Raw genomic sequence first — 18,562 nt, forward strand, 5'->3', positions numbered from 1 at the left:
CCTTTCGCGGCGTCCCTACACGCCTATCGCCGCCCTCTTGGCGGCCTTGTTCCGGCCTGTTTGCGCGCGCGGCTTGCGTCGCGCCGGCCAGCCTTATGGAACGAACGTACAGCAGTGGGCATCTTTCGCCCTTCGCTGATCATCTCGAAACGAAGCGCACCGGCGAGCGGAATGGCTTCCGCAAGTTTCACCGTAACGCTGTCCCCCAGGCGATATCCGAGGCCGGTTTTCTCGCCAGACAGCGCCTGATGCGCCTCATCATAGATGAAGTAGTCCGTTCCGAGCGTAGATATAGGAATGAAGCCGTCCGCTCCATAGTCCGGCAGGGCGACAAATAGTCCCGATTTCGTCACGCCTCCTATGCGCCCTTCGAATTCCTCGCCGACACGACCGGCAAGATGATGCGCAATCAGGCGATCGACCGTCTCGCGCTCGGCGGCCATGGCGCGGCGCTCGAAGGTCGAGATCTCGGCGGCAATATCGTCAAGTGCGGCTTCTTCGTCTGGCGTGATTCCGCCCTCACCGAAGCCGAGCGAGCCGACCAGCGCACGATGCACGATCAGGTCCGCATAGCGGCGGATCGGCGAGGTGAAGTGCGCATACTTCATTAGGTTCAGGCCGAAGTGCCCGATATTCTCCGGGCTGTAGATCGCCTGGCTCTGCGAGCGCAGCACCATCTCGTTGACCATCGTCTGGTGCGGCGTGTCATCCGCCTTGGCGAGGATCATGTTGAAATTGTTGGCGCGCATGTTGCCGCCCTTGGGAAGCGATATGCCAAGCGTTGCCAGGAACTCGCGCAGCACTTCCTGCTTGGCGAGCGTCGGACCGTCATGGATGCGGTAGATCAGCACCTGCCGCTTCTTCTCCAGCGTCTCGGCTGCCGAAACGTTGGCCTGGATCATCATTTCTTCGATCAGCTTGTGCGCGTCGAGGCGCGGCGGCACGACGACGCGATCCACGGTGCCGTCGGGTTTCAGCTGGATCTTGCGCTCCGGCATGTCGAGTTCGAGTGGCTGCCGGCGCCCACGACCGAGCGTCATGATCCGGTAGGCATTCCAGAGCGGCTTCAGGATCGGTTCGAGAAGCGGTCCCGTCTTGTCGTCGGGCTTGCCGTCGATCGCCGCCTGCGCCTGCTGGTAAGAGAGCTTTGCCGCGCTCTTCATCATCACGCGATGGAAGGTATGGCCGATCTTGCGGCCTTCCTTCGAAAACATCATGCGAACGGCAAGCGCCGGCCGGTCCTGACCTTCTCTCAACGAGCAGAGATCGTTCGAGATCCGCTCCGGCAGCATCGGCACCACCCGGTCGGGGAAATAGACCGAGTTGCCGCGCTTCAGCGCTTCGCGATCGAGCGGAGAGTTCGGGCGAACGTAATAGGAGACATCGGCGATGGCGACAGTAACGATGACACCATCCGGATTGTCGGGCGAGGGGTCCGCCTCGGCGTAGACGGCGTCGTCATGGTCCTTGGCGTCAGCCGGATCGATGGTGATCAGCGGCACATCGCGCCAGTCCTCGCGATGCGACATCGTCGCGGGCTTGGCATCGTCGGCTTCGGCGACGACGGCAGGCGGGAATGTATAAGGGATGCCATGCGCATGGATAGCGATCATCGAGATCGCCTTCTCGGATGCGACGGAGCCGACGATCGAGAGCACCTTGGCACGCGGCAGGCCGAATCGACCGAGACGGGCAACTTCGACCTCGACAAGATCGCCGTCCTTGGCCTCGCCCTTGTACTCGGGGTCGATCACCATTTCCTCGCCGCGCCGCTCGATCGGCAGCAGACGACCGGCACCACCAGGTGCATCCTTGAAGACGCCGAGCAACGCGCCGCGGCGCTTGTCCAGGATCTTGATGATGCGTGCCGTATAGGCCGGGCCGCCGCGATCAGAGGCCGGAAAGATCTTCGCCAGGATACGGTCGCCTATGCCGGCGACAGGAGCCTTGCCCTTGCCGTTGCGACCTGCTGCCGATGTCGACTGGCGGATGGCGACGGCGGGCGCAACCCCCATCTCCTCCGGCCATTCCGCCGGGCGTCCGATCAGTTCGCCGTCCTTGTCGCGCGTCGTGATGTCGAGCACGGTAACCGGCGGCAGTGCGCCGGGTCGGATCAGCGACTTGCGTGTCTTTTGGAGCATACCTTCCTGCTCCAGTTCGCGCAGGAGGTGCTTCAGCTCGACGCGGCTGTCGCCTTTCAGTCCGAAGGCCTTCGCAAGCTCGCGCTTCGACGCCTTCTGCGGATGGTCGGCGATAAAGCGCAGAATCACTTCGCGGGAGGGCAGGGCCCCGTGGGCGATGTTCAGCGGTTCGGCGGCGGGTTGCAGGCTGGCGCGTCCGATCTTGCCGGGACGCTTGCCCATGCCCTTCGTTCTTTCCCGCGGGATTTTGCTCACTCTTCGCTCTTCTTCGTCTTTGCCGGCGCCTTGGCTTTGGTCGTCTTCGGCTTGGCGGCGGTCTTCGTCTTGGTTTCAGCCGAGGTGGCTTTCGCCTTCGGCTTTGCCTTGCTCTTCGATGCCGGTGCCTTGCCTGCCTTGGCGGCGATGAGCGCCAGCGCTTCCTCGACGGTCAGGGCCTGCGGATCGGTGCCCTTCGGCAGGGTCGCATTGACCTTGCCCCAGTTCACGTAGGGACCATACTTGCCGTCGCGAACGGTGATCGCGCCGCCATCCGGATGGTCGCCCAGTTCCTTCAACGCTGCCGCAGCAGTCCGGCCGCGTCCGGCAGGGCCTTTGCTCGCCTTGTCGGCAATCACGGTCACGGCGCGGTTGAGGCCGATCGAGAAGACGTCTTCGACGCTTTCAAGGTTGGCGTAGCCGCCATCATGCAGCAGGAACGGTCCATAGCGACCGATGCCGGAAGAAATCATCTTGCCGGTTTCCGGATGCTTGCCGATATCGCGTGGCAGCGAAATCAGCGCCATCGCCTTCTCGTAGTCGATGTCCTCTGGCTTCCAGCCCTTCGGCAGCGAGGAACGCTTGGCTTCCTTGCCATCACCGCGCTGGATGTAGGGGCCGAAGCGGCCCGAACGCAGCGTAAGCTCTTCGCCGGTCACCGGATCGGTACCGAGGTTCTTCGGTTCGTTCAGCGCAACGCCTTCGGCTTCCGAACCGCCTTCGGACGAAAGCTGGCGCGTATAGTTGCACTCCGGATAGTTCGAGCAGCCGACGAAGGCGCCGTATTTTCCGAGCTTCAAGGACAGATTGCCGGTGCCGCACACCTGGCAGATGCGGGGATCACCCCCATCTTCCCGCTTCGGGAAGACGAGCGGCGCCAGCGCCTCATTCAGGGCATCCAGCACGTTCGTGACGCGCAGTTCCTTGGTGTCCTCGATCTGGGCGAAGAAGTCCGTCCAGAAATCGCGCAGCACCTGCTTCCAGTTCAGCTCGCCGGCTGAAATCTGGTCGAGCTTCTCCTCGAGGTCGGCCGTGAAATCGTACTCGACATACTTCGTGAAGAAGCTTTCGAGGAAGGCCGTCACCAGCCGGCCCTTGGCCTGCGGAATGAGCTTGCGCTTGTCGATCGTCACGTATTCGCGGTCGCGCAGTGTGGCGAGCGTGGCGGCATAGGTCGACGGACGGCCGATGCCGAGCTCTTCCATCTTCTTGATGAGCGAAGCTTCTGAATAGCGCGGCGGCGGCTCGGTAAAGTGCTGGCTCGAATTGATCTTCTGCTTGGCGAGGTTCTCGCGGGCATTGATCTCCGGCAGGCGGCCATCCTCGTCGCCATCGTCGCTCTGCTCGCCGTCTTCCTTCTGATCGGTATAGGCGGCGATGAAGCCGTCGAAGCGGATGACAGAGCCGACGGCGCGCAAGCCAGCCTTCTCGCCCTTGTTATCGGCGGTGATCTCCGCGGTGGTGCGCTCGATCTCGGCCGAGGCCATCTGGCTGGCGATGCCGCGCTTCCAGATCAGGTCGTAGAGCTTGATCTGATCGGCATCCAGATACTGGCGCACGCGATCCGGCGAACGATTGAAGTCCGTCGGGCGGATTGCTTCGTGGGCTTCCTGAGCGTTCTTCGCTTTGGTGGAGTAGAAGCGGGCTTTCTCCGGCAGATAGCGCTGGCCGAACTGATCGACGATGGCGCTACGCGCGGCATCGATCGCTTCCGGCGCCATCTGTACACCGTCGGTACGCATATAGGTAATGAGACCGACGGTCTCGCCGCCGATATCGAAGCCTTCATAGAGCTTCTGTGCGACCTGCATCGTGCGCGATGCCGAGAAGCCGAGCTTCGACGAGGCGGCCTGCTGCAATGTGGAGGTTGTGAAGGGTGGTCCCGGGTTGCGCTTGACGGGCTTTGCCTCGACCGTGTCGACCACGTAGGACGCACCGTCCAGAAGCGCCTTCAGCTTGCCGGCTTCCTCGCCATTCGCAATCGACCGGGCCTGCAACCGCTTGCCATTGGCTGCAACCAGTTTCGCCTCGAATTCGTCGCCGCGCGGCGTCTTCAGCAGCGCCGAGAGATTCCAGTATTCTTCGGATATAAAGCGCTCGATCTCGGATTCGCGGTCGCAGACGAGGCGAAGCGCCACCGATTGCACACGTCCGGCGGATCGTGCGCCGGGCAGCTTGCGCCAAAGCACCGGCGACAGGTTGAAGCCGACAAGATAGTCGAGCGCACGGCGTGCCAGATAGGCGTCGACCAGCGGCACGTCGATGTCGCGCGGATCGGCCATGGCATCGAGAACGGCCTTCTTGGTGATCGCGTTGAACACCACACGCTTCACTGTCTTGCCGTTCAGGACGCGCTTCTTGTTCAGCATGTCAAGCACGTGCCAGGAAATCGCCTCACCCTCGCGATCCGGGTCGGTTGCGAGGAACAGGCCGTCAGAGGACTTAACCGCGTCGGCGATGTCCTTCATGCGCTTTGCCGAGGCCCCATCGACCTCCCAAAGCATTTCGAAATCCTGATCGGGCAAAACCGATCCGTCCTTGGCAGGCAGATCGCGCACGTGTCCGAAGGAGGCGAGCACCTTGTATCCGGATCCCAGATACTTGTTGATCGTCTTTGCCTTCGCAGGCGATTCCACCACTACAACATTCATGATGATTCTCTAATAAAGTGCCGCTCGGCTTCTTGGCTGATTGAAAAGCCTGCCGCGTTATGCTTGCCGGTTCTTCGACATGGACAGGTAAATCGTTCCGGTCAAGTGGTTTGCATGCATTTTTACCTATTACAACGCGATACAACCAAAAGAAGATATATCGCGTGTTGCAATTTCTGATTATTGCGTTATCGTTTTTTGCGTGTGGTTCGGGCTGCCTATGACAGCCTTCTCAATCCGGGAATGAGTCTGGCCATGGCGGCTAATTACGCAAAAAGAGATGCTAGCAAATCCGGCTCCCGCGAGAACATCGCCTTCATTCGCCAGATGCTGGCTGAGTTGCGCAAGGTAGCGGAAAACGAAAAGGCCGAGATGCTTTGCTATCTGATCGAGATGGCGTACGTCGAGGCCGGAGATCTTCAAGCACGCATGTAGGAATTTACGGATCCATTGCAAGGGAGACGAGCCCACCGGCATGCCGGTGCAGCCGTCCGGCAAGATCAAGCTCCAGCAGCACGAGATAGACCGCCGAAGCGGCCAGCTCCGTATGGCGAATGATGTCGTCGATCTCGGTTGGTGTCGGACCAAGCGCATCGACAATCCGCGCGCGGTCGGAATCATCAGGCGGCAGCAACGAGAAGCGCGGTTCCTGCTCAGGCTCTTCGGCCAGCGGAGGCGAGAACAGATCGTACTGCGTTAAGGGAGCGAGAGCCTGCACGACGTCATGCGGGGCGGTGACGATAAGGGCGCCATCCTTCAGGAGCTCATTGGTCCCCTGGCTTCGTGGGTCCAGCGGTGAACCCGGCACCGCGAAGACCAGTCGTCCGAACTCGCCGGCAAGCCGCGCGGTGATCAAGGAACCGGACCGTGTCGCCGCCTCGACGACGACGACGCCGAGGGAGGCGCCGGCAATCAGTCTGTTTCGTCGCGGAAAGTCCCGGGCTCGCGGTTCCCATCCGAACGGCATCTCGCTGATTGCCAGCCCGTTGCCGTTCCAGATCTCTTCCAGCAAAGCGGTATTCTCTGGCGGGTAAGGCTTGTCCAGCCCGCCGGCCATTGCGGCGATGGTACCGGTTTCCAGACTGGCGCGATGGGCCGCGGTATCTATACCGCGAGCAAGTCCCGACAGGACCGTGTAGCCTGCTTGCCCGCAATGACGCGCAATCATGGCAGCAAACTTGGCGCCGCTGATTGACGCGTTCCGCGAACCGACGATGCCGACACCCGGCCGAATCGCAGCCGAGAGATTTCCCTTTGCCGCAAGGAGAGGCGGAGCTCCATCGATATGCCGGAGAGTCTGTGGGTATTCCGGCTCCCCGATGCCGACAAACCTTGCGCCGAAGCGCTGAGCTTCTTCAAGCTCGCGATGCGCTTCGCTCTCTGTCGCTATGCGGATGGAGCGCGTCGCCCCGCCGCGTGCCGAAAGTTCGGGCAGGGCGGCCAACGCCGTCTCTGCGGATCCGAAGTGATTGATGAGGTCGCGAAAGGTCGCCGGCCCGACATTGTCGGAGCGGATGAGACGCAGCCATGCGATGCGTTGGCGTTCCGTTAGCGCAATTCCCTTTGGCCTTGCGCTGCGAGCGTCCATTCTATCCCTTCGCCCCGATCTTGCTTTCCGTCCCGCTTATCAGGCGGGAGATGTTGGCCTGGTGCTTCCAGTAGGAGATGACGGTCATGATCGCCATGACCGCTGCAACCTTCTCTGCGCCCAGTATCCACAATGCAACCGGAATGACAAGCATTGCAACCAATGCGGCAAGCGAGGAGTACCGGGTCGTGAAAGCGACCGCCAACCAGACCACAGCGAAAGCCAGAACCATGATCGGCGCAACGCCAAGCAGCGTCCCGATGTAGGTGGCAACGCCCTTGCCGCCCTTGAAGCCGATCCAGACCGGGAAGAGGTGACCGATGAAGGCGAAGAAGCCTGCAATCAGGGCCGCCTCGTTACCCAGGAAGTAGCCGACGATCCAGGCTGCGGCCGATGCCTTCAGCGCATCGAGAAGGAGCGTTGCGGCTGCAAGCTTCTTGTTGCCGGTTCTGAGCACGTTGGTCGCGCCGATATTGCCGGATCCGATGCTGCGCACGTCGCCAAGCCCTGCCGCCTTCGTCAGGATCAGGCCGAAAGGGATGGAGCCGAGCAGGTAGCCGATGGCGGCCGCCGCAAGCGCGATCGGCAGCGTGATCTGCCAAGTCATGAGATCCGAGACCATGTTCCCTCCGGTGGTCTTTTTATATTGTATGCACGCAGCGTCCGGCGACGTAGGTCGCAACGGCGCGTCCGCTGAAGCGCGCGTCTTCGAACGGCGTGTTCCTCGAGCGGGAAAGAAGCATGTCCTTCGAGACAAGCCAAGGGTCATCGAGATCGATCAGCGTGATATCTGCTTTTGCGCCCGGCTTCAGCGTGCCGGCATCGAGGCCGAAGATCTGCGCCGGCCGCGTCGACATCGCATCGATCAGCCGCATCAGGCTGACCTGACCGCTGTGATGCAGGCGAAGCGCCGCAGCGAGCATCGTTTCGAGGCCGACTGCGCCGTCAGCCGCTTCGCCGAAGGGCAGGCGTTTGGTGTCGACGTCCTGCGGATCGTGCGAGGAGACGATGATATCAATCGCACCGCGCGCCAGCGCGTCCACCATGGCCACGCGGTCGTCTTCGGAGCGCAGCGGCGGATAGAGCTTGAAGAAGGTCCGGTATTCGCCGATGTCGTTTTCGTTGAGCGAGAGATTGTTGATCGAGATACCGCAGGTGACGCGTGCACCGCGGCTGCGTGCAAGCTCGATCGCTTCGACCGATTCCGGAACTGAGATCATCGCGGCGTGGTAGTTGCCGCGCGTCAGCTTGGCGATACGCAGATCGCGTTCGAGAGGGATGAGCTCTGCTTCTTTCGGAATGCCGCCGAGACCGAGCCAGCTCGCAAACAGCCCCTCATGCATGACGCCGGTGGCGCCGAGATACTTGTCGCGGGTCTCGCACGAGACCACGGCGCCGAATTCGCGCGCATAGGTCATGACGCGGCGCAGAACCTGCGTGTCATGAATGCTCGAGCGGCCGTCGGTAAACGCCACGGCGCCGGCTTCCATCAGCAGGCCGATCTCGGTCATTTCCTCGCCTGCAAGGTGTTTGGTAATGGCGGCTGCCGGATAGACGTTGATCAGCGCTTTGTCCTTCGCCGTCTTCTTCACGAACTCGACAAGCGCGATGTCGTCGATGACGGGATCGGTGTCCGGCATCATGATAACAGAGGTCACGCCGCCGGCAGCTGCCGCACGGCTCGCCGAGGCGATGGTTTCGCGATGTTCGGCACCCGGTTCGCCGATATGAACACGCGCATCCACCAGGCCAGGCGTGGCAACGAGACCAGTGCAATCACGCACCGCGGCTCCATCCGGCGTTCCCTGGTTCTGCGCATCCGCGCCGGCCGCAACGATCAAGCCATCCTTGACGATGATGCTGCCGATTTCATCGAGATTGCGCGAGGGGTCGACGATGCGAACGTTCTTGAGGACGATCGAGTTCTTCATGCGCCGGCTCCTTCGGTGCGGGGACCCTGGTTCTGTGAGACCAGCAGCGTCTCCATGACGGCCATGCGCACGGCGACCCCCATTTCCACCTGTTCCGCAATCACGCTCTGCGGGCCGTCGGCAACCTCGGAGGAGATCTCGACGCCGCGGTTCATCGGGCCGGGATGCATGACAAGCGCATCTTCCTTCGCCGCCTTCAGCGTCTCCGCGTCGAGCCCATAGAAATGATAGTATTCGCGTACCGACGGCACGAAGGCACCGGACATGCGCTCGCGCTGCAGGCGCAGCATCATCACCACGTCGGCGTCCTTCAGCCCTTCCTTCATGGAATGGAAGACCTCGACACCCATGTTGGCGATGCCTGACGGCAGGAGGGTTGCAGGCGCGACGACACGTACGCGCGCGCCCATGGCGTTCAGCAACAAGATGTTCGAGCGCGCCACGCGCGAATGCAGCACGTCGCCGCAGATCGCGACGATGATGCGCGAGAGCTTGCCCTTGGCGCGGCGGATCGTCAGCGCGTCGAGCAGCGCCTGCGTCGGATGCTCATGCTGGCCGTCGCCGGCGTTGACCACCGAGCAGGAAACCTTCTGTGCGAGCAGGGCGGCGGCACCGGCGCTGGAATGGCGGATCACGAGCACGTCGGGCCGCATCGCGTTCAGCGTCATCGCCGTATCGATCAGCGTCTCGCCCTTCTTCACCGAAGAATTGCCGACCGACATGTTCATCACGTCGGCGCCGAGGCGTTTGCCGGCAAGCTCGAAGGAGGCCTGCGTGCGCGTCGATGCCTCGAAGAATAGGTTGATTTGCGTGAGCCCCCTCAGCGTCGAGGTTTTCTTTTCCCTCTGCCTGCTGATCTTGACGGCCTCGTCGGCCTTATCGAGGAGAAAGGTGATATCCTGCTCTGTGAGCCCTTTGATACCGATGAGGTGGCGGTGGGGAAAGAAGACCATGAACCTGCCTCTTGCTGTCGTCTGCGGGGTCTATAAAGAGTGAGCCGGGCGGCGGCAAGCTTGTGCTGTGGGCAAACGCCCGTCTCCCCCTGCAATTTTGCCGGATTTCAACTATTGCAGAGGAGAGGGGAAAATATAACTTCCGGTTTCCCTTTGCCTGCCTCTTGCACTAGAAGCGACTCATGACGCCCGCCGAAGAGAAACTTGCCGAACTGAACCAGCCGAGCCTGTGGTCCGGCATCAATGCCTACAGGTCCGATCCGCTGATCGTCGACCTGACCGGCACGCTGCCGCGCGGCATCCGCGACGACCTCGACAATATGGGCCGCTACGTGACCTCGCCGGAGGCGCAGGAGCTGGCGCGTATGGCGAATCAGGGCGTGCCGCAGCTGCGCACGCACGGTCCGCGCGGCGAGCGATTGGATGTCGTAGAGTTCCACCCGGCCTGGCATGCGCTGATGCGCCGTTCGATGTCGTCGGGGCTGCATTCGTCGGTCTGGGATCCGCAGGCCGACACTGAGGCGAAGAACCAGGCGCACAAGGTCAGGGCCGCGCGCTTCTATCTGACGGCACAGTTGGAATCCGGCCATCTTTGCCCGCTGACGATGACGAGCGCTTCCGTCGCAGCGCTTTCGGCTTCGCCGGCCGTCCAGAAGGACTGGGCGCCGAAGATCCTGTCGCGCAAATACGATTCCACCAACAAGCCTGCCATGCAGAAGTCCGCCGTGACGATCGGCATGGGCATGACCGAGAAGCAGGGCGGCACGGACGTTCGTGCCAACACGACGACGGCCGAAAAGGTCAGCGAAGGCATCTATCGTCTGTCCGGCCACAAGTGGTTCATGTCGGCGCCGATGAGCGACGCCTTCGTGATGCTGGCGCAGACAAAGGATGGAATGGGCTGCTTCCTCGTTCCACGTCTTCTCGAAGACGGTTCGGCGAACGGCCTGCACTTCCAGCGTCTCAAGGACAAGGTGGGCAATCGCTCCAATGCCTCGTCCGAGGTCGAGTTCAACGATACCTTCGGCTTCCTGCTCGGCACGCCGGATGGCGGTATCCGCACTATTCTCGATATGGTGACATTGACGCGGCTCGACTGCGCGCTGGCTTCTTCAGGCATCATGCGCGCCTCGCTGGCCGAGGCCGTACACCACACACGCGGCCGCAGCGTTTTCGGCAAGATGCTGGTCAGCCAGCCGATCATGACTCGTGTGCTCGCCGATATGGCGCTCGATGTGGCGGCCGCGACAGCTCTGTCCTTCCGGCTTGCCGATGCCTTCGACCGGGCACGCGGCAGTGCTGAAGAGGCAGCCTATGCCCGTGTGATGACGCCGGTTGCCAAATACTGGTGCTGCAAGATCACGCCGTCGCTGATCTATGAGGCGATGGAGTGCATCGGCGGCAGCGGCTACATCGAGGAACGGCCTATCGCCCGCCACTACCGCGAAGCGCCCGTCAACGCGATCTGGGAAGGTTCGGGCAATGTCATGGCACTTGATGTGCTGCGCATCCTGAACCGCGGCAAGGATCTGTTCGAGACGGTATTCGCAGGGCTAGCGCGCGATCTCGGACCGGCCGGCAAGAAGACCATCGACGTGCTTCGCGCCGCCATGGCGCTTTGCGAGCGGGACGAGGGGGCTGCGCGCCTGCTGGTCGAACAGCTGGCGCTCGCTGCCGGTGCCGCCGAACTCTATCGCCTGGGGGCAGGGCGGATTGCCGATGCCTTTATCGAGACCCGCCTCGCGGGCGGCTGGCGCTCGACCTACGGCATGCTGGATTCGCGCTTCGACGCCAGCTACATCGTCGATCTTCTCTATCCGCCGGCAAGCTGATGACTGAGCTGCGTCCCGTCCGCGCCGACGATCTTGAGCAGATCTACGGAATCTCGCTGGTAACAGGCGATGCCGGCAGCGATGCGACCGGATTGCATCGCGACGGAAAGTTGATCGGGCACATCTATTCCGCACCTTATGTGATGCTGAGCCCCGAATCCGCCTTTGTGGTGGAAGACGCCGAAGGCGTCGCCGGCTATATCGTCGGCGTGTTCGATACGGTCGCGTTTGAAGAGCGGCTCGAGCGCGACTGGTGGCCAGCACTTCGCGAAGCCTACGCCGATCCGCAGGGCGATGCCGAGAGCTGGGACGCGGACCAGAAGCGCATCGCTGCAATTCATCATCCGTCGCGCGCACCTGCCCGGCTTGTCGAAGCCTTTCCCGCTCATATCCATATGAACCTGCTGCCACGTTTGCAGGGGCAGGGGATGGGAACGAGACTTCTGGACATGTGGTTCACGACTGCCCGGAAGGCTGGCGTGGACGCCGTCCATCTCGGTGCCAACGCCGGCAATCACGGTGCGCTACGGTTCTGGAGCTCCCGCGGGTTCAGCCGACAGCAGCCGCCTCTGGTCGAGGGCTCCGACCGTACAGTCTGGTTCGGGCAGCGACTCTAACGTCCCACAGCGGCGTGATGTCGCCGCATGGTGACAGCTTTGAAATTGTTGTCGTCTTCGGCAAACTGTCCACAATCTTTCAAGAACAGTCCGTTGCCGGGCATGTGTGGCGTTGTTACTCACCGGAAAGTGACAACTGGACCGAATCCCTCATGCTCAACGACCCAATGGTACTTGCGCCCGTTTCCGACGCAACCCGTGTCGAACCCGAGAAGCGCATCCGCGACCGCGGCGCGACGGAAAAAGCGATCCTGAACGCAGCCAAGGCGCTGTTGGCGGAAGAAGGGTTCCAGAACTTCGGCATCAACGCTGTCGCCCGCCGTGCCGGATGCGACAAGCAGCTGATCTACCGCTACTACGGTGGCTTGAACGGTCTGGTCGAAGCGATCGGCGCGGATCTCGGCAATTGGGTCAAGGACCGCATCCCCGAGGATACAGGTGGGATGTTCCTCCTGACCTACGGCGACCTCATGGAACGGCTGTCGCTGCTTTTCCTTGAGGCGCTGCGGGACGATCCGCTTGTTCGCCGAATCGTTGCCTGGGAAGTTTCGGAAAACACCGAGCAGGTGAGGCGGCTTTCCGAAGCGCGGTCGAAAGCCCTGGCAAGCTGGCTCGATCGCATGCGGGGATCGCTGACGCCGCCGAAGGGCGTCGACGTCGTTGCCGTCAATGCGATTCTGATTGCCGCCATTCAGCATCTCGTTCTTTCGGCATCGGCTGGCGGCCAGTGCGCCGGACTGGCGCTGAAAACGTCGAAGGATTGGGAGAAGGCCGCGACCGCCCTGAAGCGTATCGTTCGCGGCGTTTACGGCTGAGACGGGGACGAACTTTCCACAGGCATCCCGGTGCGCGTTAACCTTAATAAATGGTTTACGTTGCGCCTCCCCCGGTAAGAAGTCAGTTTGCCAGGCAGTCCAAAATGTTGGGTGTCTGGAACCATGGGAACCAAAATCGCAAGAGCCGCGTTTCTTGTTGCCGCGATGATGTTTTTCGCTGTGCTTGCGCTGGATATCGCTGTGCCGGCGCTGGTTCTGGGTACGATGGCGTTGTCGATATGGGCGGTTTCCCATGAGGGCCTATCCATTCGCAGAGAACGAGAGACGGCCGCATGAAGTGGTTTCTGATCTTTTGGGCCGGTCCGATCGTCTTCCTGGCGGGATGGTACTGGCTCTCCTATTACGACATGAATTTCGGCATCTTCATGCTGAGCAGGCAGGTTCATGACCTGACTTTCCAGATTTATGGCAAGGTGCTCGGCATTCCGCCGGAAACGATTCCGCCGCTGGTCGCCCGCGCGATCGCCGTCGATAGTCTTGTCGTTTTCGCAATCATCGGCTTCCGCCGGCGCAAGGCAATTGCCGCCTGGTGGCGTGCCCGTCAGGCGTCGCGGTCTTCGGACGCGGCTCTGCCGAGCAAGGAAAGCCTGTCCAGAGCTCCCTGAAGAATGAAGCTTGCCGCAGCCGAGTCGATCCGCTCGGCACGCTGCTTCCGTGAGACGTCCATTTCCAGCAGCGCCCGCTCGGCGGCAACAGTCGACAGCCGCTCGTCCCAATAGACGAAGGGCAGGTCGGTTTTCTGCTCCATGTTGCGCACGAAGGCGCGCGTTGCCTGAACGCGCGGTCCGGCTGATCCGTCCATATTCATGGGCAGGCCGATCACGAAGGCCGTAACCTTTTCCTTGGCGGCAAAGTCCAGCAGAGTCGTCGCGTCGATTGAAAACTTCTCGCGCCTGAGGACGGGCCGCGGCGTCGAAAAGCGCCGGCCGAGATCCGACATTGAGAGCCCGATTGTCTTGGTGCCGAGATCGAGGCCCGCGATCGCCTGTCCCGGCTGCAACACCGTCGCCAGCTCTTCGATCGTCAGCACTGTCATCGTCGTTTCATCCCGTCAAAAGAAATTGAAGCAGCGCCGCTTTTCTTTGCGGTCGCATCGGATATGTGCATAGCGAGCAAAGCAGGCTTTTGCATCCATAATAAAAGGAGAATTTCATGAAGATCACTTGGCTTGGTCACTCCGCTTTCCGCATCGAGGTCGGAAAGGCGAAAATCCTGCTGGACCCCTTCCTGACGCACAATTCCTCGTTTTCAGGTCAGAATCTGAAGGATGCCGTCAGCGGCGTTACCCACATCCTTCTCACGCACGGCCACGGCGATCACGTCGGCGATACCGTCGCACTTGCCAAGGAGACGGGCGCGGTTGTTCTCGCCAACGCCGATCTTGCCTCGTGGCTCGGTTCGAAGGGCCTGACGAAGCTCGAAATGGGCAATACCGGTGGGACCGTTTCCTTCGACGGTTTCTCGGCAACCTTCACCAACGCGCTGCATTCCTCCGCCCAGATCACCGAAGACGGCGTTTCTCATGCGCTCGGCAATGCAAACGGCCTGATGCTGCATTTCGACGAGGAAGCCTCCATCCTCGCCATGGGCGACACCGACATCTTCTCGGACATGGCGCTGATCAATGAACTGCATCAGCCTGACATCGGACTGGTGCCGGTCGGCGACCGCTTCACGATGGGCGGCGCGGTTGCGGCCTTGGCTTGCCAGCGCTACTTCAACTTCAAGACCGCGATCCCCTGCCACTACGGCACCTTCCCGATCATCGATCAGACGCCGGAGAAGTTCGTTTCCGGCATGGACGGATCGAAGACGACCGTCAAGGCGCCGAAGCCGGGCGAAAGCCTTTCCTTCTAGATCGCCTCTGCAAAACCGCTCCGATTTCGGTGGCGGAATTCTACGCAATCGAAAGGCCATGCCCGTTGCGCACAGCGGGCATGGCCTTTATAGCGGGTAGGAAAAATCCTATCCGGAGAATACCATGTCCGTCGACTTTGCCACCGTTAAGCGTGTAGCGCGCCTTGCCCGTATTGCCGTCACCGAAGAAGAGGCAAATCGCATGGTGGGTGAGCTGAATGGTATCCTCGGCTTCGTCGAGCAGCTCTCCGAAGTCGACGTCGAAGGCGTCGAGGCAATGACATCGGTCACGCCGATGGAGATGAAGAAGCGCACCGATAACGTGACCGACGGCAACAAGGCTGCCGACATTGTCTCTAACGCGCCGGTCACCGATCAGAATTTCTTCTTGGTACCCAAAGTCGTCGAATAAGGCCTTCGCCGTTTTCCGACCTCCGTTGCCATTCCAGATTTGAAGCGAATTACCATGAGCGAACTCACCAGCCTGACCATTGCCGAAGCCCGCACGAAGCTGCGCGCCAAGGAAATCAAAGCGACCGAACTGACCGAAGCCTATATTTCGGCGATCGAGGCGGCCAACGAAAAGCTCAACGCCTACATCAAGGTCACGCCCGAAAAGGCGCTGCAGATGGCCGAAGCCTCCGATGCGCGCCTCGCCGGCGGCAAGGGCGGTGAGCTCGAAGGGATCCCGCTTGGCATCAAGGACCTGTTCGCCACCGAAGGCATTCATACGCAGGCCTGCAGCCACATCCTCGACGGTTTCAAGCCGCATTATGAGTCGACCGTCACGCAGAACCTGTGGGACGATGGCGCCGTCATGCTCGGCAAGCTCAACATGGATGAGTTCGCAATGGGCTCTTCCAACGAGACCTCGTACTACGGTGCGGTGATCAATCCCTGGCGTTCGGCTGGCTCCAACCAGCAGCTCGTACCGGGCGGCTCGTCCGGCGGCTCGGCTGCTGCCGTTGCAGCCCACCTCTGCGCCGGCGCCACGGCAACGGATACCGGCGGCTCGATCCGCCAGCCTGCAGCCTTCACCGGCACTGTTGGGATCAAGCCGACCTACGGCCGTTGCTCGCGCTGGGGCACGGTAGCCTTCGCATCCTCCCTCGATCAGGCCGGCCCGATTGCCCGCGATGTCCGCGATGCCGCGATCCTGCTGAAGTCGATGGCGTCGGTCGATCCGAAGGACACGACCTCCGTCGATCTGCCGGTTCCGGATTATGAAGCCGTCCTCGGCCAGTCGCTGAAGGGCATGAAGATCGGCATTCCGAACGAATACCGCGTCGATGGCATGCCTGACGAGATCGAAACGCTCTGGCAGCAGGGCATTGCCTGGCTGAAGGATGCCGGCGCCGAGATCGTCAACATCTCGCTGCCGCACACCAAGTACGCCCTGCCGGCCTACTACATCGTCGCTCCGGCGGAAGCCTCGTCGAACCTTGCCCGTTATGACGGCGTCCGCTACGGCCTACGCGTCGATGGCAAGGACATCGTCGACATGTACGAGAAGACGCGTGCCGCTGGCTTCGGCAAGGAAGTTAAGCGCCGCATCATGATCGGCACCTACGTTCTCTCAGCCGGCTACTACGACGCCTACTACATCAAGGCCCAGAAGGTTCGCACGCTGATCAAGCGCGACTTCGAACTGGCGTTCAACGCCGGCGTCGACGCGATCCTGACGCCCGCGACCCCGTCGTCGGCATTCGGCGTCGCTGACGAGAACCTCGCTTCGGATCCGGTGAAGATGTACTTGAACGACATCTTCACCGTGACGGTGAACATGGCCGGTCTGCCGGGCATTGCCGTTCCCGCCGGCCTCGACCACAAGGGTCTCCCACTCGGCCTGCAGCTGATCGGCAAGCCCTTCGACGAAGAGACGCTCTTCAAGACCGCGCACGTGATCGAGCAGGCTGCCGGCAGGTTCACCCCCGCCAAGTGGTGGTAAATGCCTGAGGACGCGAGAGCGATAGCCAATTTTTTGTTGAGCCTTGCTTGGTCTCGCGGTCTCGAAGTTAGCCATCTGCAGCTACAAAAGATATTGTTCTTCGCGCACGCCTGGCACCTAGGAAAGTACGGAGAACCACTTATCGGCCAACCCTTTGAAGCTTGGCAATATGGGCCGGTCGTTCGGGTCGTCTACGATCAATTGAAGCGCTTTAGAAGTGATAGTGTTCGTGAGAAGCTCACGAAAATAGATGTTCAAACCGGGGGTGTGATTGAGGCTAGGGCATCTTTCTCGGAAGAGAAAACGCAATTTCTAATTGACCTGTTTGAGTATTATCACAGTTTCCATCCTTACAACCTAGTGGATCTCACGCACGAGCGAGACGGACCTTGGGACAAGGTATGGAGAAAAGCTGGGGATGGTGCGGTAGCTGGGATGGCTATTCCTAACGAATCAATTAAATTGTGGATTCTTCGTGCGGGAGGAAACGGAGTTAGACCCCTATAGGTTAGGAGGAGAACTTGCGCGTTTCACTTTCTTTGCCCGATATTGTTCGGGTGCCTTCATTTAACGAAGATGCCGCCATTGCCTATGTAGTTGCCGAGCTAGAGCAGTCCGGACATGGCTTCAATTACCTGGATGCAAGCAAGCGTGTCAAAGCTGCCTACAAAGGGCTCCATGACATCAAGCATCTAACAATGCCTCAGGGTATCAGCAAAAACAAAGTTGGACAAAAGGCGAATCTTGAGCTCGTGTCTCTCGCTGCGCCAATCTCTTTCGGGCGTCGGACAAACGTGTTTGACCTTGAGGCTAGACGATTTCACTATGGCGAGGATCGTAGTGCATCGTATCGAATTCCATTTTTCTTCTCAGAACAGAATGTAATTAAGGCGTACTACCTTCAGCCTCGAAAAGGGACACCCTTAACGTTGGATCAGGTTGGCCTGTATGCATCCATCGTAAAGAAATTCCTTCTCGATCAGGAATTTTATGGAGAGAGTGTCGAAGTCGAAATCGTTGATGTGGCGGAGAGAGAGAAGACGAAGGGGCGTTCTACGAAGGTGTACGGTCTCTCTAATCTGGACATATGGAATGATGATCGGATCAATTCCCACCTTCGCGTTGTGAGGGCTGCTTTGGATTACATTGAGGCGCAAAACTTGGTTACGCGGAGACGCCGCCCGCTCAAAGATCGAGATTTGCCGCTGTTCTTTTAAGTGTTCCCGGACTCTCGCTTGCGACCGAACTTCTTTAACTGAAGGCTGCGGTAGGAAGGATGCATAATGACGATATCGGGCATCGCGGACCTCGTGTCGGCGTTGGACGGTCTTGCTGCATCCAGTTTCACCATGGGTGCCGAGTGGCAGGCGGTGCACGAGATCTGCCAGGCGCATGAAGGCGAGGCGCCTTTCGACTGGGGGCATGCGATCTGCCACCGTATCGAAGGCGACGACTGGAATGCCGACTACTGGTACCGCCGAGCCGGCAAGCGTCGCGGGACGGGGACTGTGGCCGAGGAGTGGTCCGTGATGAAAGCGGAGCTTGCCGCTCTTCGGTGAACAAGGCCGCGCGCCGAGGCGACGCGCGGCTGAATGTCGAAAGGCTACCTGTTGTCCTGTTCTGCCCTCACGAGAACCAAACCTCGTTCTGTGATGCGGTAGGGCTTGCCACCCGAGGACTTGATCGCCCGCTTCTGCTTCAGTTTGCGAAACAGCTCGATACCAAAGCCGGGGTAAGCCCAGCCGTCGCGGGTGAAGCACTTCACCGTTTCGATTTTTCTGTTGTCGTCGCGTTCGATTTCAATGCGGCCACCCTGGGCCAATAGGTGCAGGATACGCTGCTCCGAGCGTGAAATGTCCATGGATATGTTGATCCGGTAATAGCGCCCAGTGGGCGCACAAAAACGATCTGGCGTCCGATTGGACGTCAGGGCTTCGTTTTTCGGGCCCGTGC

General features: G+C 60.7%; 20 protein-coding genes. 12 read left to right on the plus strand and 8 right to left on the minus strand.

Going from position 1 to position 18,562, the window contains the following annotated elements; all coding sequences use genetic code 11:
• Positions 1–23: 23 nt before the first annotated feature.
• Together rnr and topA are read right to left on the minus strand one after the other, a co-directional pair.
• Positions 24–2,396, minus strand: a complete 2,373-nt coding sequence (rnr, locus tag FZ934_RS05050) for a ribonuclease R (RefSeq protein ID WP_153270168.1) — start codon at positions 2,394–2,396, stop codon at positions 24–26.
• Entirely contained in the window at positions 2,393–5,047 is a 2,655-nt protein-coding gene (gene topA / locus FZ934_RS05055) for a type I DNA topoisomerase (protein WP_153270169.1), read from the minus strand. Before topA ends, rnr begins: the two co-directional genes overlap by 4 nt.
• 183 nt (positions 5,048–5,230) lie before the next feature.
• Here topA and FZ934_RS05060 point away from each other — a divergent pair, with 183 nt between their 5' ends.
• On the plus strand, positions 5,231–5,482 hold the full coding sequence (locus tag FZ934_RS05060; RefSeq protein WP_246737840.1) for a hypothetical protein: 252 nt from the start codon (positions 5,231–5,233) through the stop codon (positions 5,480–5,482).
• 4 nt (positions 5,483–5,486) lie between these two features.
• Here the strand turns inward: FZ934_RS05060 and dprA are convergent, their stop codons facing one another.
• Genes dprA through FZ934_RS05080 form a run of 4 tightly spaced genes read right to left on the minus strand, consistent with a single transcriptional unit; the run spans position 5,487 to position 9,519 of the window.
• A complete protein-coding gene (dprA, locus tag FZ934_RS05065; RefSeq protein ID WP_153270170.1) occupies positions 5,487–6,635 on the minus strand; it encodes a DNA-processing protein DprA in 1,149 nt (382 codons plus the stop codon).
• Position 6,636: 1 nt separating this feature from the next.
• On the minus strand, positions 6,637–7,257 hold the full coding sequence (plsY, locus tag FZ934_RS05070; RefSeq protein ID WP_153270171.1) for a glycerol-3-phosphate 1-O-acyltransferase PlsY: 621 nt from the start codon (positions 7,255–7,257) through the stop codon (positions 6,637–6,639).
• 19 nt (positions 7,258–7,276) lie between these two features.
• Positions 7,277–8,566, minus strand: a complete 1,290-nt coding sequence (locus FZ934_RS05075; RefSeq protein ID WP_153270172.1) for a dihydroorotase — start codon at positions 8,564–8,566, stop codon at positions 7,277–7,279.
• Positions 8,563–9,519 (minus strand): aspartate carbamoyltransferase catalytic subunit, encoded by a 957-nt coding sequence (locus FZ934_RS05080; RefSeq protein WP_153270173.1) that lies wholly within the window; start codon positions 9,517–9,519, stop codon positions 8,563–8,565. Before FZ934_RS05080 ends, FZ934_RS05075 begins: the two co-directional genes overlap by 4 nt.
• A gap of 182 nt (positions 9,520–9,701) precedes the next feature.
• On the opposite strand from FZ934_RS05080, the gene FZ934_RS05085 reads away from it, so the two are divergent.
• The 5 genes from FZ934_RS05085 to FZ934_RS05100 all read left to right on the plus strand — a co-directional run bounded on the left by FZ934_RS05085 (position 9,702) and on the right by FZ934_RS05100 (position 13,409).
• A complete protein-coding gene (locus tag FZ934_RS05085) occupies positions 9,702–11,351 on the plus strand; it encodes an acyl-CoA dehydrogenase family protein (RefSeq protein ID WP_153270174.1) in 1,650 nt (549 codons plus the stop codon).
• A complete protein-coding gene (locus tag FZ934_RS05090; RefSeq protein WP_153270175.1) occupies positions 11,351–11,968 on the plus strand; it encodes a GNAT family N-acetyltransferase in 618 nt (205 codons plus the stop codon). Before FZ934_RS05085 ends, FZ934_RS05090 begins: the two co-directional genes overlap by 1 nt.
• 152 nt (positions 11,969–12,120) lie before the next feature.
• Positions 12,121–12,783: a TetR/AcrR family transcriptional regulator gene (locus FZ934_RS05095; protein ID WP_153270176.1), complete on the plus strand. Its 663-nt coding sequence runs from the start codon at positions 12,121–12,123 to the stop codon at positions 12,781–12,783.
• A gap of 123 nt (positions 12,784–12,906) precedes the next feature.
• Positions 12,907–13,080 carry a hypothetical protein gene (locus FZ934_RS27745; protein ID WP_194273759.1) on the plus strand — a complete coding sequence of 58 codons (174 nt, stop codon included), beginning with the start codon at positions 12,907–12,909 and terminating at the stop codon, positions 13,078–13,080.
• Positions 13,077–13,409 carry a DUF6105 family protein gene (locus tag FZ934_RS05100; RefSeq protein WP_113361685.1) on the plus strand — a complete coding sequence of 111 codons (333 nt, stop codon included), beginning with the start codon at positions 13,077–13,079 and terminating at the stop codon, positions 13,407–13,409. Before FZ934_RS27745 ends, FZ934_RS05100 begins: the two co-directional genes overlap by 4 nt.
• Here FZ934_RS05100 and ruvX read toward each other — a convergent pair.
• Positions 13,346–13,840, minus strand: a complete 495-nt coding sequence (gene ruvX, locus FZ934_RS05105; protein WP_153270177.1) for a Holliday junction resolvase RuvX — start codon at positions 13,838–13,840, stop codon at positions 13,346–13,348. The two genes, FZ934_RS05100 and ruvX, sit on opposite strands and share 64 nt — an antisense overlap.
• A gap of 116 nt (positions 13,841–13,956) precedes the next feature.
• Here ruvX and FZ934_RS05110 point away from each other — a divergent pair, with 116 nt between their 5' ends.
• The 6 genes from FZ934_RS05110 (at position 13,957) to FZ934_RS05135 (ending at position 18,168) form a co-directional block, all read left to right on the plus strand.
• Complete coding sequence (locus FZ934_RS05110; RefSeq protein ID WP_153270178.1) at positions 13,957–14,661, plus strand: metal-dependent hydrolase; 705 nt, start codon at positions 13,957–13,959, stop codon at positions 14,659–14,661.
• A gap of 124 nt (positions 14,662–14,785) precedes the next feature.
• Positions 14,786–15,073 (plus strand): Asp-tRNA(Asn)/Glu-tRNA(Gln) amidotransferase subunit GatC, encoded by a 288-nt coding sequence (gatC, locus tag FZ934_RS05115; RefSeq protein WP_056820102.1) that lies wholly within the window; start codon positions 14,786–14,788, stop codon positions 15,071–15,073.
• A gap of 54 nt (positions 15,074–15,127) precedes the next feature.
• Complete coding sequence (gene gatA / locus FZ934_RS05120) at positions 15,128–16,609, plus strand: Asp-tRNA(Asn)/Glu-tRNA(Gln) amidotransferase subunit GatA (RefSeq protein WP_153270179.1); 1,482 nt, start codon at positions 15,128–15,130, stop codon at positions 16,607–16,609.
• Positions 16,610–17,116, plus strand: coding sequence for a Panacea domain-containing protein (locus FZ934_RS05125; RefSeq protein ID WP_153270180.1), 507 nt, complete (start codon positions 16,610–16,612; stop codon positions 17,114–17,116).
• A 14-nt stretch (positions 17,117–17,130) separates the two neighbouring features.
• Positions 17,131–17,826 (plus strand): hypothetical protein, encoded by a 696-nt coding sequence (locus FZ934_RS05130; protein ID WP_153270181.1) that lies wholly within the window; start codon positions 17,131–17,133, stop codon positions 17,824–17,826.
• 66 nt (positions 17,827–17,892) lie between these two features.
• The gene (locus FZ934_RS05135) at positions 17,893–18,168 is read left to right on the plus strand and encodes a hypothetical protein (protein ID WP_153270182.1); all 276 of its coding nucleotides are present in this window, start codon (positions 17,893–17,895) and stop codon (positions 18,166–18,168) included.
• Between the two features lie 44 nt (positions 18,169–18,212).
• Here the strand turns inward: FZ934_RS05135 and FZ934_RS05140 are convergent, their stop codons facing one another.
• Positions 18,213–18,470, minus strand: a complete 258-nt coding sequence (locus FZ934_RS05140) for a YjhX family toxin (protein ID WP_153270183.1) — start codon at positions 18,468–18,470, stop codon at positions 18,213–18,215.
• Positions 18,471–18,562 lie beyond the last annotated feature (92 nt).

Origin of the sequence: Rhizobium grahamii, from assembly GCF_009498215.1 — a bacterium.
In the GTDB taxonomy this organism is placed as follows: domain Bacteria; phylum Pseudomonadota; class Alphaproteobacteria; order Rhizobiales; family Rhizobiaceae; genus Rhizobium; species Rhizobium grahamii_A.